A 13,621-nucleotide genomic window follows, 5' to 3' on the forward strand; every position below is an offset into this window, starting at 1 on the left:
CAACCTCAGCAGGAAACTCGCCGTGTCACCGATCTTTATTCTCGATAACACCTCTGCGCCCGCTCGCTACGGTATTACCGCCAGCCTGTGGGCTAATCGTCTTGGACTGCCTCTCTGGAGCCTTCGCCCCGACTTCGCCGGCGATGTTCCCGACAGCCATCAGCACGTCATTCGTGCCGGGTACTGCGTGACCAGCGGCCTCTGGCGCAGCGATACGCTGCGTGAAGAGGTACGCGATATCGCCAGCCTGCCTGAGTCAGATGCTGTCATTGTGCTGGCGTCCTCGCAGGCTGCGCTTATCGCCGACCTGCCGGGCCAACGGCTGTTCAGTGATGACCGCAACCAGCGCCTGACGCTCAGCGACGGACAACATACGTTGTTAGACCTCACCGCCGATCGCTATGGTCGCTGGGATGCCGGGGAGCTATCCTCTGCCGGGACGTCCTTGCGCATCGCACTGATTGGCCGTGAGTCAGACCACCGTCTGGTTTACCCCGCCACGCTTGGCTCACTGGGTGATGCCGCGGCGTCGCTGGGGCTGAAGCTGGATGTCCATTTCTTCTCGCCGGTCAGTCTGTCCCCTGGGTTACACGACCTCCACGACGTCCAGGGCGTCGTGTTGCCAGGCGGTTCCTCGATGGCCGCCGTCAAGGGACAAATCCGCGTGGCGGAAGATACGCTTGCCCGCGGACAGCCCACGCTGGGGTTATGCCTGGGAATGCAGAGCATGATGACCGCAGTCGTGCGCCGGCGTCCGGGTTGCGAATCAGCCATTCCCGCCGAAGTGGCTCCGGATGAGGCTCTGCACAGCTTTGTTCCCTTTGTTGATGGCCGTCATCGCTGCGGCGTATTCCCTTTTTCCTTCGGGTTGATCCCCGGTGATATCCGCGAAATGCACTACAACCATCGCTACTGCTTTAACACCGACTTATTACCGGCGCTGGATCGCAGCGGAGTCAGCGTCAGTGCGCAAACGGACGATATCGTGGAGGCCATCTCCCAGCCGGAACTGCCGTTCTGGCATGGTGTGCAGGGGCACCCGGAACTGATGTCCCGCCCGGATGCGCCCCATCCGCTATTTGTCGCCTTTTTACGGGCGGCGCTTAACGCGCCAGCGTAACGCCGCTACGGCTGTCGCTGGCAAGCGCCGACATGACGTGAGTCAGCTCCGCCAGCGCCGCGTCGTCGATCGGTTTTAACGGTGCGCGTACGGTGCCGCCGTTAAAACCGCGCAGCGCCATCGCCGCTTTCACCAGCTGCGGCTGACCATGTTTGCGCGCCAGCGCGCGATACGCGTACCACAGCTGATGCAGATCGCGGGCCGTGGCGGCATCGCCCTGTTCCACGGCACGGAAGGTATTGATAATCAGCTCCGGCAGCGCGCCGCTGTTGGTCGTGCTGATGCCGTCAAATCCGGCCATCATTGGCCCGAGGAAGGCCAGATCGGATGCACAGAACAGGCGCAGACGCCCACGCAGACGGTTGGCAATCTGGTCGATGGCGGTGGGGTTGAGATCGCCCTGTTTGATGCCGACCACGTTGGGGATCTCTGCCAGTTGTTCCAGCAGCGCCGGGGAGAGGGTGATGCCGATGCCCGGCGCGTTGTACACCAGGATGCCGGTTTTGGATAAGGGAGCCATCTCTTTGAAGTAGCTGACGATCTGTTGGTCAGTGATTTCGCTAACAAAGGGCGCGGTCACCATCGGCAGGCCGCCCAGCTCGCTTGCCAGCAGCGTCAGCTCGCGGGCATCGCGCGGGTCGGCGCTGGCGCTGCACAGCATGACCGCCACGCGGTCATCCACACAGGCCATGACTTGATGAAACAGCTCACGGCGTTCTTCGACGGTCATCACCGGGAATTCACCGTAGGTGCCGCCAATCAGCAGACCGTCATAACCCAGACCAATCACGCGTTCAATATTTTCACGTAACGCCGGAAAGTCGATCGCGCCGCTGGCGGTGAACGGGGTGACGGTGATGTTGAAAATACCGCGCAGGCGTTCACGGCATTCATTGATATCTTTCATTTTTCTTTCCTTACAGCAGTGTGAGAGGGCGAGCCAGGGAACCCAGCTGACGATATCCGGTTTCGGTCACCACCACGGTTTCACTGACGCCGACGGTAAATTGACCGTAGATCCGCAGAGCCGGTGGAATGTGGAAGGTCATTCCTGGCTGCAGCTCAGTGGTGACGCCACGATACAGACTGAGAATGCCGCCTTCGCCCCAGTCCGGCGCAAAGGCGATACCGATGGAGTAACCGGTGCGTTTTTTGAAGTTTTCGGTGAACCCGGCGCGATCAATCACCTTCTGGCAGGCCAGGTGCGGCGCTTCGCAGGTGGCGCCTGGACGAATGGCATCAAGGGAGGCCTGCAGGGCTTCCTGACACACTTTTTCCATTTCGATGGCGATAGCGGGCGGCCGCCCCAGCCAGGCGGAGCGCATCATCGCGGCGTGGTAGCGGTCGTGAGCCGCTGACATTTCGAGAAATACCGGGTCGTTATCCTGCATCACCCGACGACGCCATGTGCCATGCGGCACGCCGCTGCGTGGGCCGGTTGAGACCAGCGGTTCCATGCCGACATACTCGGAACCGGCGGCAATGGCGGCCCCCATCATCGCCGAGACCAGCGCGTTTTCGTCTGCGCCGCTGCGAATCGCCGCCATGCCCGCGCGCATGCCCGCGTCCACATAGCGCGCTGCGATGGCGATTTTTTCCACCTCCGCCGCCGATTTCACGGCGCGCAGCGGCTCGATGACGCCCGCGGTATCGGCAATGGTGCCGAGCCTGGCCTGCAGGGCTTCATACACGGCAACCGGCAGGAACCAACCGCGTTTGTCCAGCCCAATCCGTTTGTGGAGCCAGCCGCGCTGTTGCAGCATGCCCACCAGGAAATCCACCGGGTTATCGCCATCCTGGTAGATGGCGGCGTCAGAAATAAAGGTGTTGGCGATAAAGTTAAAGTATTCGAGCTGGCGAATCACAAACACCGGATCCCCTTCTACCGGCAGCAACAGCGCCTGGAAGGTGTAATAGCCCGGTGTTTGCTGACCGGTGAGCCAGAAAATGTTTTCCGGGCCGGTAACGATCATGACGTCCACGCCCGCGCGGCTTAAGCGTTCGCGGGTGCGTCGAATGCGTTGCGCATATTCATCAGCGCTAAAGGCGGACTCACTGCCCTGAATCACATTGTTAACATCTTGCATGAGTAAACTCCTGGAGTAAGTGGGCCTGCGCGGCATTAAACTGCACGCCCAGACCGGGTGAGTCATTGACGGTGACCAGGCCATTGCGGTATTCCAGCCCGCTGACGGGATCATCCGTTAAGCCATCGGCGCCATACAGCTCGGCAAATGCCGGTTGCACGACACGACACAGCTGGAGCGCGGCGGCGGTGGCAGCATGGCCTTCATTCATCTGGCCAATCATGAATGGCACGTCGGCGAGTCGCAGCTGGTTGGCGGCGGCCAGCGTCGGCGCAAGGCCACCCAGTTTCACCAGTTTGAGATGCCCCCACAGCGCACCTTTGGCGGCGATCAGCCGGGTGATGGCGGCGTCACTGTTGAGGCTTTCGTCGAGCATGATCGGTATGCCGTAGGCGTACAGCTCCGCAAGCTGGCTGTCGTTTGCCGGGCTTAACGGCTGTTCGATGTAGCTGAGCTTCAGCTCGCGCAGACATGGGAATGCCGCGTGAGCCTGCGCCAGAGACCACTGGCCGTTCACGTCAATCGCCAGCGAAATCTGCTGACCGAACCGCTGGCGCAGCCGTTGCAGACGGGCCAGGTCGGTAGCGAAATCCGCCACGCCTGTGCGCAACTTCAGTTGAGTGAAACCGCGATCGACATAGCGTTGCGCCTGCTCCAGCATCTGTCTCTCGCTGCCCCAGAACAGGGTCTGGTTGGTGTGCCACGCAGGCAGGCAATCCCGCGCCCCCAGCCAGGCGGCAACGCTTACCCCTTGCTGACGCGCCAGCAGGTCGTGCAAGGCCATATCCAGCACCATGCGCGATGGCGACAGGAGCGTGCAGCCCTCATCATCTAACGCGGCAAGTCGCGCGGCGGGCGCCTGGCGCCAGTCCCAGCGGTGAAGTGTCTGAAGCAAGTTGTTCAGCACCTGCTCTTCGCGGTAGCCATGCAGGTAGCGAATGTTGAGCCGCACTTCGCCAATCCCGGTCACTCCCTGGTCTTCCAGACGCAGCCAGAGCGTGTCGAGCGCCGTTACCGGACCAGAGGCAGCGGTATGCAGCGTCACACCGGTGTAATGCAGATCTCCCCGAAAGAGCTGCGCTTTCATAAACCGGGCTCCGGCGGCAGCATGGCGAGCGCAATATCGAGATAGAGGTAGGCCGCGGCGATAAATTCATCGACAGGGACAAATTCATCGGGTTTGTGAGCCACGGCCAGCGAGCCGGGGCCAATCACGACGCCTTTTGCGCCCAGCGAACGGAAATGCACCAGGTCACATCCCCCCTGAAAACCAAACGGGCCGGGTTCGCTCTGCCCATGACGGCGACAGGCAGCAAGGCTTTGCTCGACAATAGCTTCGCGGCTGTCGGTTTGCGTCGCGCCACCGGTGGTGGGCTGCCAGGCGATAATTTCGGCTTCCACACCTGCATGTGCGTACGCGTGGTCGAGCAGTTGCTGCAGTTCGGCTTTGACGACCTCTTCGTCTTCGCCCGGAACCATGCGACGGTCAAGCAGCAGCTCACAGCTGTCTGGCACCACATTGTCCGCATGGCCGCCGTGGATGCGGGTTACCGTCAGGCTGGCGTTGCCGACCAGATCGTGGCAGCGGCAACGCACCTGCTGGTGGTGGGCTTCTTCAATCAACCCTAAAAGGCGCGCCGACTGGTAAATCGCGTTGATCCCCAACTCCGGCGTACCGGAATGCGCGGTGACGCCTTTAACCCGCACGCGAGGACGTAAGCTGCCTTTGTGGGCGGAGAAGGTGGCATTCGAGGTCGGCTCGCCAATCACCGCAAAATCAATCGCCGGTGGATTATCACGGACGTAGAATTTCGCCCCTTCGCTGGCGACCTCTTCATCGGCGGTGAACACCCCCATCAATGTGCCGGACCACTGCTGACGGTTGGCAGCCAGCAGACGCAGGGCTTCAACCATCGCCACCAGCGGGCCTTTGGCATCGCAGGCGCCGCGTCCGTACAGGCGTCCGTCACGCTCGGTGAGCGTGAAGGGATCGCTGGCCCAGCCGCTGCCCGCCGGAACGGTGTCAAGGTGGGTGTTAAAGGCGAAACACGACCCCGGTCCATTGTTCAGGACGGCGATAACGTTGGTCCGCCCCGGTGCGTATTCGCTAAAGGAGAGATCGAACCCGGCGGTCAGCAGCCAGCCTTCCAGACATTCGGCGGCTTCGCGCTCATGGCCCGGTGGATTCTCCGTGTTGATGGCAACCAGCGTCGCTAAGTCCTTTTTCATACGAGCGCTGTCAACCTGATAACTGGACATAGGAACTCCGTGATTAATGTAATATTTGCGTCAGGAAGCGCTGCGCGCGGTCGCTGACATGGCCGGCGAAGAAATCGCTGGTGTTGGCGCGATCGATAATTTCGCCGTCTTCCATAAACAGAATCTTGTTAGCAGCCCGACGGGCGAAGCCCATTTCGTGAGTCACCACCATGCTGGTCATGCCTTCCGCGCTGAGCTCCGCCATCACTTCCAGCACTTCACGGATCATCTCCGGATCGAGGGCGGAGGTGGGTTCGTCGTAAAGCATCAGCTCGGGCTTCATCGCCAGCGCCCGGGCAATCGCCACGCGCTGCTGCTGTCCGCCGGAGAGCTCGTCCGGAAAATGGTCTGCACGTTCGTTGATGCGCACTTTTGCCAGCAGGTTGTCCGCCAGTTTGCGGGCATCAATACGGTTCATTCCCAACACCGTCATCGGGGCCAGCATGATGTTTTCCGCTGCGGTCAGGTGCGAGAACAGCTCGTAGTTCTGGAACACCATGCCAATGCGCTGACGCAGTTTGTGCGCCGGCACGTCGCCCCGGCTGATGTGCTGGCTTGCGAAGAACACATCGCCGCTGTCTGCGGGCGAGAGCATATTGACGCAGCGTAGCAGGGTGGATTTTCCCGAGCCGGACGGGCCAATCAGCACCACGGTTTCTCCGCGTTGCACGGTAAGAGAGCAGTTTTTGAGTACGGTCTGGCGACCAAAAGTCTTATCAATGCCGATCATCTCCAGCAGCGGTTTCTCACTCATGGTTCCTCCCGGACGGTTTTCGGTAATTTAAACAGGCGAGTCAGCCGCTTCTGGCTTTTGCTGCGGCGCTGCCTGGGATCCAGCACGCGTTCCAGCCACGACTGGAAGATCATGAACAGGCTGGTGAGCAGCAGGTAATAGATGCCCGCAGCGCAAAGCGCTTCGAAGTAACGGAAGCTGGCGCTGGCGGCCTGGTTAGCGACCAGCAGCAGTTCCTGAACGGCGATAACCGAGACCAGCGCGCTCGATTTCAGCATGCTGATCATCTGGTTACCCATCGGCGGCAGAACGATGCGTGCGGCCTGAGGCAGAACGATTTTTCGCATGATCTGGCCGTGAGTCATACCCAGCGCCATGCCGGCGGTGCGCTGGCCGCTTTTCACCGCCTGCAGGCCAGAGCGCAGAATTTCCGCCATGTAGGCGCCTTCATTGAGCGAAAGCGCCAGCACTGCACAGGTAAACGCGGAGAAGCGTAAGCCGAAGCCTGGCAGCACGTTGTAGACAAAGATTATCTGGAACAGCACCGGCGTCCCGCGAAACAGCCACAGGTAGAAAAAGGCCAGCCCTTTCCCGGCGCGAAACGGCGCTTCCTGCAACAGCGCCAACACCAGGCCCAGCACCACGCCACACAACAGTGAGCAGAGGGTAATCAGTAGCGTCATCCACGCACCCCGAATAAATTCGGGGGAGAGGAAGTACTGCCACATTAAATCGATCGACATAGCGTTCTCCGGTTAATGGCAAACGGGTTAGAAAAGGGCAACGGAGTCTGGGAAGTTCCACTTCTTAATCAGTTGCGTGTAGGTGCCATTTTTGACGAGTCTCTGCAGACCTTGCTCCAGCAGGGCCTGGGTTGCGGTATCGCCTTTACGCACGGCAAAGGCGATGTGAGTATTCGCTTCGAACTCGGCGCCAACCGCTTCGAACATGCCAGCTTTTTCGGTAAACAGGGCGACGGTGCCCGGCGTGGAGAGGAACTCGGCATCGGCACGTCCCTGGGCGACGGCCACGGCGGAATCGGTGGCCGCGGGGAACGTCATGACGTTGATGGCCGGTTTTTTGGCCGCCAGGCAGCGCTGATTGTCTGCCCGCGCCTGGCTCTCTTCGATCCCGCCGAGCGTCACGGCGATGTTTTTGCCGCAGAGGCTCAGGTCACGTCCGGTGATGTTGGCCGGGTTACCTTTGCGGACCACCACGCGGCTGCCGATTTTCAGATAGGGTACGAAGTCAACCTGCTCGGCACGGGTCGGATTGACGTACATGGCGGAGTTGATGATATCCAGACGTTTACCCTGCAGCGCCGGAATAAGCCCTTTGAATTCCATCGGCATTGGCGCCGGCGTCAGTTGGATCTCTTTGCTTAGCGCGTTAATCAGGTCGATATCGAAGCCGGTAAGCTTGCCTGCTTTCACGTATTCAAAAGGCATGAACGTCGCTGCCGTTCCATAGGTCAGCTGACCCTTGGCGATGGTTTCCACCGCCGCATGGCTGACCAGTGGCAGGGCGGTCAGCGCGAACATCAAGGTACGCACGCGGCGAAACAGAAAAGAATTGCTGGACATAGTCGTCTCCTGGCTAATGTTTAAATTGAATTTAGTGAGTCAATAAATACAATTATGCGTGTGAAAAAAATGTCTCATTCTGGTGCGTATTGCACGTTAATCGTGCACTCCTTGCTTTACTTTGCTGCGTTTTGTGGCTCGTGATATTGTGTATATCGACCACAACAATGCATTTCAGGGAATCGTGAATTCATGCAGCCTGACTCCACTGCGAGCAGTCGCCGGATAGCCCGGCAAATACTCGACCTGATATCTGAAGCAAGATTCGATCCAGGTCATCATTTACGTGAGCAACATCTTGCCGATGCGTTGGGTGTTTCGCGTACCCCGGTACGTGCCGGGCTCAAGGAACTGACCCGAATGGGGGTGGTTGAAGCGCGGCCAAACCAGGGTTTTTTCCTGCTTAAACGCAGTAATGAGCTGGATCAGCTGGAGATTGAGCAGTCCAAGAGCAATGACCAGAAGTTGTACGAGCAACTGGTCCATGACCGCATTGCAGGTATCCTGCCGGAATCCTTTACCCAGACCGAAATCAGCCAGCGCTATGATGTTGATCGCGGCGTGCTGACCCGTACGCTGGTGAAGCTATCGGAGGATGGCCTGATTGCCCGCAATGCAGGGCATGGCTGGCGCTTTCTGCAAACCCTGAACTCCGATATCGCTCTGCGCAATAGCTACGGTTTTCGCCTGATGATTGAACCGATGGCGTTGCTGACGCCCAACCTGCATGTTGACCGGCAAATGCTTAAACGTCTGCGCGCCCGGCATCTGAGACTCATCACCCACCCGGACATTACGCAGGTCCCGGCCAAAGAGATTTTCGAAACCGATGCGGCGTTTCATGAGTTGCTGGCAGAGGCCAGCGGCAACCTGTTTGTATTACAGGCCATTCAGCAGCAAAACCGGCTGCGCCGCCTGCTGGAATTTGGTAGCTATCACAATAAGCGTCGCGTAAAAGAGTGGTGCGAAGAGCACGTTGCCATCATCGATGCCCTGCGAGAGAACAAACAGGAACAGGCGGCAGAGTTGATGAGAAAACACCTGCAATACGCGTTTGACCAGGTCAATGTAAAAAGCCCACGCGTATAACTGGCATCACTATTGCACATAGTGCTCCTGAAAATACAATCAGGAGCATTTATGAATTTGCAGATACAACAGCGTGTGGCACTGGTTTGCGGTGCGGGAAGTGGCCTTGGACAGGCTATCGCCTGCTCGCTGGCGCAGGAAGGCGTGAAGGTCGCCGTGACAGGCCGCAACAGAGAGAAGCTGGCGCAAACGGTGGAACGCATCACTCAGCTGGGCGGTACCGCCCGCGCCTGGCCGCTGGACCTTGCCGTCCCGGAACAGTTTGATACGGTCATCGCCGATATCCGCGAACACTGGGGCGACATCGATATTCTGGTCAATAATTCCGGTGGCCCACCGCCCACGCTGGCACAGGGGACGGACGGCGCCGTCTGGCAACAGCAATTTTCAGTGATGGTCGCCTCGTTGATCCAGCTCACCGATAAACTACTGCCCGCCATGCGCAGCCGTGGCTGGGGACGCATTATTACCACCACCTCGTCCGGTGTGATTGCCCCGATTCCGGGTCTCGCCCTGTCGAATGCGCTGCGCATGAGCTTACTCGGCTGGTCGAAAACCCTTGCCACTGAAGTGGCGGCCGACGGCGTCACAGTGAATGTGATGGTGCCTGGGCGCATCGCTACCGACCGGGTGGGTCAGCTGGATGCTATCAAGGCGAAACGGGAACATTCCACTGCGGAAGCGGTCGCGGAGAAGAGTCGTCTGAGCATTCCGGCGGGACGTTATGGTCACCCCCAGGAGTACGGCGCCACCGCTGCCTTTTTGGCAAGCCAGCCTGCCAGCTACATTACCGGGGCGGTGATCCGGGTCGATGGCGGATTGATTGGTTCGATTTAGTGGGGAGTCGCGTGCAATGCCAGTCGCTGGTGTCGCTGACTGGCATTCACGCCTCTCTCGCGCTCATTCAGCATGAGGTATTAACTATTGCGTACCGGGTGAGGGACAGGACGCCAGACCGGTTATCTTGTTTCTCCCCGCGTTGATGAACCCTGATGGTTCACCATGAAAAGTGCTGAAAGGGTGAGCAGTATGGCGCCGCTGATCAGTATCCACCCGGCGTGCTGAAAGGCGGCTAAGCTACCCTGCGTATGCGCCAGTCTGACGTAGCACGCCGTCACCAGGGCCGCGCCAGCCATCGCGCCAACACGCTGCAGGATGTTGAGAATCGGTGCTGCATCAGAAACATGACGGGTACCCGCCATCGCCAGGCCTGCCGCCATCGCCGGCACTGTCGCAAGGGCTAAACCGAACCCTCTGATAGCGAGTGCGCTACCGACCAGGAGGTAGCTACTGCCCCCATCAATCATGGCCAGCGGCCATGTCGCTAACACCGAGAGCAAGCCGCCAACGATCAGCACCACGCGAGGACCCAGCCGGTCTGAGAAATAACCGGCGACCGGGAATCCTATGGCAGAACCGATTAACTGCGGAGTAAGGAGCAAACCCACGTCAGCCAGTGCTTCATGGCAAACGTCGCGGAAATACAACGGGAGCAGGAACTGCCCACCAAAATTCACCGCACCTCCGATAGCCATCAGCAACGCCGATAATGTGAAGCCACGATGTTTGAAAAGGCTGAGATGAAGTAAAGGCGAGTCAATGCGAAAAGAGCGAAAGATAAACAAGCCGATAAACAGTGCGCCCACGCTGAGTAAGATAATGTTCCCGCTATTTTCACCACTATTCAGGCTGACACCTTTAATACCCTCCATGAGCAGGGGAAGGCTACAAAGAATCAGTATTAACCCCATCCAGTCCAGGGAGAGCGGCTTATCATTTTTTATTGTCGGGCGAGGGAGTAATTTCCATCCCGCAAGCCAGGCACAGAGAGATAAGGGGACATTAATAAAAAACAAGACTCGCCATCCGCAGACCTGAAGCAGCACGGCACCCAGAGACGTTCCCAGTAAGGGCGCAATGACGATAGCCACGCCTATCGTACCAATGATCCGCCCGAGGCGCTCACGACCGACCACCAGACCCAGGATCGTCTGCCCGGCCGGCACGAGTAACCCGCCTGCCAGACCTTGCATTATTCTGGCGATGAGCAGCACTTCGATATTCGGGGATAACGCGCAAACTGCCGAGAAAACACCAAATAAAATAAGTGCATAGAGCCAAAGTTGGGTGGCGCCAAACCGTTTTACCGCCCATGCGCTAACCGGAACGCCTGCGGCCAGTGCCATGAGGTACGCGGTGGCTATCCACTGGATGGAGGCGTCCGTCACCCCCAGGCCCTTTGCCATGGCCGGAAGCGCAGCACTGAGCATGGTGGATGAGAGCATGGTAGCGAATGCCCCAAGAGTGATGATGGCGGCTTGCATCCACAAAACCGGCGGGATGGCATTGATGGGATCAGCATGGTTTGTTTTCTTAGCCTGCGTATCTCGATTGATATTCATGGGATAACCTTTAGGTGCGATGCGTTAAAAACCTATCATTGATCAATTTTTCTATCAGTGATAGATTTATTTTCATCAATGGCGCCGGTAGGCTCCTGGTCAGGAGAAGATCTCTTTGTATCTACCACGGGCTCGGTTGGATGCATTAACAACAGGATGAACACCATGGCTAAAATTCAGCGGGATCAGGTCATTAATGCTGCATTAGCACTCTTAGATGAAGTCGGGCTGGAAGCGATAACGACGCGAAAGCTGGCGCAAAAGCTGGGGGTAGAATCCGCAACGCTGTACTGGCATTTCAGGAACAAGGCCAGCTTACTGGAAGAGATGGCTGCAACCGTTTTAGCCAGGCACCATTCACTTCCGCTGGCTGAAGACACGGCCGAGTGGGCAGACTGGCTGGCAAATAACGCGCGCAGTTTCCGCCGCGCGCTTCTTGCTCATCGGGATGGCGCACTGCTCCATGCGGGGACAACACCGGCGCGGGTAGGAGGGGAAACGTTCTACCCAAAGGTGGCTTACCTTATGCGGGCCGGCTTTTCTGAGGCCGAAGCCGCAATGATATTACTCACTATTAGCGAATATACCCTGGGATGCGTATTAGAGGAGCAGTCTCGTACAGACAGACATGATGATGAAAGATTGTCTACATCCTCAACAGAAATCAGTCGTATCGATGCGCTTACCCACCAACATCCCGATACATGTTTTGAGTTCGGTCTGTCTTTGATCATGAAGGGGTTATTAAAATAACTCGTTCCAGATTTCAGCTATTGCGACAGCGTTTTAATGATTTTATATCCGGAGCGTTATTCTCCGGACATCCTGAACGGTGACCTCCCGATGGCGGGAGGGTTATTTGTTCATCGCGCAAGAATCACCGCAGCGTCGGGGGATCAGGATCCTGTTTTATATTGATTAAAAAAATGCAACAACGCGTCGGGTGTCTCGTCCCCAAAGAGAATGCCTGCCATTGCCTGCGCGTCGTTGGCCGCGGTTTCGACGCGGATAAACATCTGTTCTTCATAGGCGGACAGCGCGGCTTCAGGATTTTCTGCATTGGCCGCAATCGCGAGTCCCAGCGCTGCGCCATCCTCTAACGCGAGATTAGCGCCTTCGCCGAACGGCAGCATAAGATGCGCGGCGTCGCCCAACAGCGTTACACCTGCTGTTCGCGGCCATCGAAGTCCGGGAGGTAAAAAGTGAATAGGGCGCAATACGGGCTCACCATCACCCTCCGTAATCAATGATTGCAGTGGATGCGCCCAGCCATCGAATTCATCGACTATACGTTGCACGTCAACCTGTGCATTAGCGGACGTCACGTCAGCGAACCAGGCTTGAGGCTGGCACAGAGCAATGTAAACGTGGATCACGCCGCCAGGCTCCCGGTGCGCCATGATACCCTTGCCCGGCGAGAGCGCAAAAAATGAGCCGCGGCCTACTGCTTGCGCACAAGCCAGATGATCGGTGTCGACGTGGCTAAGCCAGCGCTCGACATACGAAAATCCCGCATAGGCAGGGACAGCATCGGTGACCAGAGCGCGGACACGCGACCAGGCACCATCTGCGCCCACCACCAGGGAGGCCCTGGTGGTGGAGCCATCCGTAAAGTACAAACTATGCGTGCCGTCATCATGGGGGACGATATCTGCCACTTTACGGCCCCATTGCACGGTGTCCGCAGGAAGCGACTCCAGCAGCAGCGTGCGAAGCGCGCCGCGAGAGACTTCTGGTCGGCCGCCCAAACCATCATCGAACTGCTCGAACAATACGTTGCCCGCTTTATCGAGTACGCGCGTGGATTGACCACCAGGAACAATAAGGGCCCGGAAGGCATCGTACAGGCCTGCCGCTATCAGCGCCCGCTGGCCATTATGATCGTGGATATCCAGCAAGCCACCTTGCGGGCGGGCCTCAGGGGAGGCTTCAGCTTCGTAGACCACAGAGGAAATGCCGTGGACATGTAAAACACGTGCGAGCATGAGGCCGCCGAGTCCTGCACCGACGATGGCAATGGATGACGTCATTTTTCGCTCCAGGTATGGTATGGCGGGTGTCGTTGTCCGGCTGTTCCTGGTTTCGATACCGCGCGAATAAGGATAGTTAACGTGAAATCGCACCCAGGGGACTAACGGAAGCCTGAGGGTATGCTGAGCGGTATTGCCCATATTGTTCCCGGACAATTGGGGGGCCGGGACCCCGCCTGACTGTCCTCTCTGCGCTCAGCTTACACTTAGACGAGCAAAGTTCTCTAGATTGATCATTGCCGGTTAATCGTCAAGGCCGCTATTCAATACCCCTTCAGCGGACGCCTGCCTGTGGCCATGGTCACCGAACTTCACCCA

Annotated in this window: 13 protein-coding genes; 4 read left to right on the forward strand and 9 right to left on the reverse strand. The window is 58.3% G+C overall.

Going from position 1 to position 13,621, the window contains the following annotated elements; translation table 11 throughout:
* The first annotated feature begins 22 nt into the window (after window positions 1-22).
* Window positions 23-1,120, forward strand: a complete 1,098-nt coding sequence (locus tag CWM54_RS02365; protein ID WP_100695806.1) for a glutamine amidotransferase-related protein — start codon at window positions 23-25, stop codon at window positions 1,118-1,120.
* Here CWM54_RS02365 and CWM54_RS02370 read toward each other — a convergent pair.
* From CWM54_RS02370 to CWM54_RS02400, 7 genes are read right to left on the reverse strand one after another with little or no spacing between them, the layout of a single operon-like run.
* Window positions 1,104-2,027: a dihydrodipicolinate synthase family protein gene (locus CWM54_RS02370; protein WP_023297410.1), complete on the reverse strand. Its 924-nt coding sequence runs from the start codon at window positions 2,025-2,027 to the stop codon at window positions 1,104-1,106. The genes CWM54_RS02365 and CWM54_RS02370 overlap by 17 nt on opposite strands.
* 10 nt (window positions 2,028-2,037) lie before the next feature.
* Complete coding sequence (locus tag CWM54_RS02375) at window positions 2,038-3,207, reverse strand: M24 family metallopeptidase (protein ID WP_016160709.1); 1,170 nt, start codon at window positions 3,205-3,207, stop codon at window positions 2,038-2,040.
* Window positions 3,194-4,294: a mandelate racemase/muconate lactonizing enzyme family protein gene (locus CWM54_RS02380; RefSeq protein ID WP_100695808.1), complete on the reverse strand. Its 1,101-nt coding sequence runs from the start codon at window positions 4,292-4,294 to the stop codon at window positions 3,194-3,196. Before CWM54_RS02380 ends, CWM54_RS02375 begins: the two co-directional genes overlap by 14 nt.
* Window positions 4,291-5,466, reverse strand: coding sequence for a M20 family metallopeptidase (locus CWM54_RS02385; RefSeq protein WP_100695810.1), 1,176 nt, complete (start codon window positions 5,464-5,466; stop codon window positions 4,291-4,293). Before CWM54_RS02385 ends, CWM54_RS02380 begins: the two co-directional genes overlap by 4 nt.
* A gap of 13 nt (window positions 5,467-5,479) precedes the next feature.
* Complete coding sequence (locus CWM54_RS02390; protein WP_012968502.1) at window positions 5,480-6,220, reverse strand: amino acid ABC transporter ATP-binding protein; 741 nt, start codon at window positions 6,218-6,220, stop codon at window positions 5,480-5,482.
* Window positions 6,217-6,942, reverse strand: coding sequence for an amino acid ABC transporter permease (locus CWM54_RS02395; RefSeq protein ID WP_008807665.1), 726 nt, complete (start codon window positions 6,940-6,942; stop codon window positions 6,217-6,219). Before CWM54_RS02395 ends, CWM54_RS02390 begins: the two co-directional genes overlap by 4 nt.
* A gap of 27 nt (window positions 6,943-6,969) precedes the next feature.
* On the reverse strand, window positions 6,970-7,782 hold the full coding sequence (locus tag CWM54_RS02400; RefSeq protein ID WP_100695812.1) for an ABC transporter substrate-binding protein: 813 nt from the start codon (window positions 7,780-7,782) through the stop codon (window positions 6,970-6,972).
* 192 nt (window positions 7,783-7,974) lie between these two features.
* Here CWM54_RS02400 and CWM54_RS02405 point away from each other — a divergent pair, with 192 nt between their 5' ends.
* On the forward strand, window positions 7,975-8,871 hold the full coding sequence (locus CWM54_RS02405) for a GntR family transcriptional regulator (RefSeq protein WP_100695814.1): 897 nt from the start codon (window positions 7,975-7,977) through the stop codon (window positions 8,869-8,871).
* Window positions 8,872-8,922: 51 nt separating this feature from the next.
* A complete protein-coding gene (locus CWM54_RS02410; RefSeq protein WP_100695816.1) occupies window positions 8,923-9,708 on the forward strand; it encodes an SDR family oxidoreductase in 786 nt (261 codons plus the stop codon).
* Between the two features lie 122 nt (window positions 9,709-9,830).
* On the opposite strand, the gene CWM54_RS02415 is transcribed toward CWM54_RS02410, so the two are convergent.
* Window positions 9,831-11,273, reverse strand: coding sequence for a DHA2 family efflux MFS transporter permease subunit (locus CWM54_RS02415; RefSeq protein ID WP_100695818.1), 1,443 nt, complete (start codon window positions 11,271-11,273; stop codon window positions 9,831-9,833).
* Window positions 11,274-11,438: 165 nt separating this feature from the next.
* Between CWM54_RS02415 and CWM54_RS02420 the strand changes: the two genes are divergently transcribed.
* Window positions 11,439-12,026: a TetR/AcrR family transcriptional regulator C-terminal domain-containing protein gene (locus tag CWM54_RS02420; protein ID WP_100695819.1), complete on the forward strand. Its 588-nt coding sequence runs from the start codon at window positions 11,439-11,441 to the stop codon at window positions 12,024-12,026.
* 143 nt (window positions 12,027-12,169) lie between these two features.
* Here the strand turns inward: CWM54_RS02420 and CWM54_RS02425 are convergent, their stop codons facing one another.
* Entirely contained in the window at window positions 12,170-13,303 is a 1,134-nt protein-coding gene (locus CWM54_RS02425; RefSeq protein ID WP_100695820.1) for an FAD-dependent oxidoreductase, read from the reverse strand.
* Between the last annotated feature and the right edge of the window lie 318 nt (window positions 13,304-13,621).

Source organism: Klebsiella sp. D-Nf1 (assembly GCF_002810515.1).
GTDB classification, from domain to species: domain Bacteria; phylum Pseudomonadota; class Gammaproteobacteria; order Enterobacterales; family Enterobacteriaceae; genus Klebsiella; species Klebsiella variicola.

Excerpts from the sequence above, each read along its gene's own strand:
- CWM54_RS02420 (WP_100695819.1), top strand. The coding sequence starts at position 11,439 with ATGGCTAAAATTCAGCGGGATCAGGTCATTAATGCTGCATTAGCACTC.
- CWM54_RS02370 (WP_023297410.1), bottom strand. The coding sequence starts at position 2,027 with ATGAAAGATATCAATGAATGCCGTGAACGCCTGCGCGGTATTTTCAAC.
- CWM54_RS02415 (WP_100695818.1), bottom strand. The coding sequence starts at position 11,273 with ATGAATATCAATCGAGATACGCAGGCTAAGAAAACAAACCATGCTGAT.
- CWM54_RS02385 (WP_100695810.1), bottom strand. The coding sequence starts at position 5,466 with ATGTCCAGTTATCAGGTTGACAGCGCTCGTATGAAAAAGGACTTAGCG.
- CWM54_RS02425 (WP_100695820.1), bottom strand. The coding sequence starts at position 13,303 with ATGACGTCATCCATTGCCATCGTCGGTGCAGGACTCGGCGGCCTCATG.
- CWM54_RS02395 (WP_008807665.1), bottom strand. The coding sequence starts at position 6,942 with ATGTCGATCGATTTAATGTGGCAGTACTTCCTCTCCCCCGAATTTATT.
- CWM54_RS02380 (WP_100695808.1), bottom strand. The coding sequence starts at position 4,294 with ATGAAAGCGCAGCTCTTTCGGGGAGATCTGCATTACACCGGTGTGACG.
- CWM54_RS02400 (WP_100695812.1), bottom strand. The coding sequence starts at position 7,782 with ATGTCCAGCAATTCTTTTCTGTTTCGCCGCGTGCGTACCTTGATGTTC.
- CWM54_RS02410 (WP_100695816.1), top strand. The coding sequence starts at position 8,923 with ATGAATTTGCAGATACAACAGCGTGTGGCACTGGTTTGCGGTGCGGGA.
- CWM54_RS02375 (WP_016160709.1), bottom strand. The coding sequence starts at position 3,207 with ATGCAAGATGTTAACAATGTGATTCAGGGCAGTGAGTCCGCCTTTAGC.
- CWM54_RS02405 (WP_100695814.1), top strand. The coding sequence starts at position 7,975 with ATGCAGCCTGACTCCACTGCGAGCAGTCGCCGGATAGCCCGGCAAATA.
- CWM54_RS02390 (WP_012968502.1), bottom strand. The coding sequence starts at position 6,220 with ATGAGTGAGAAACCGCTGCTGGAGATGATCGGCATTGATAAGACTTTT.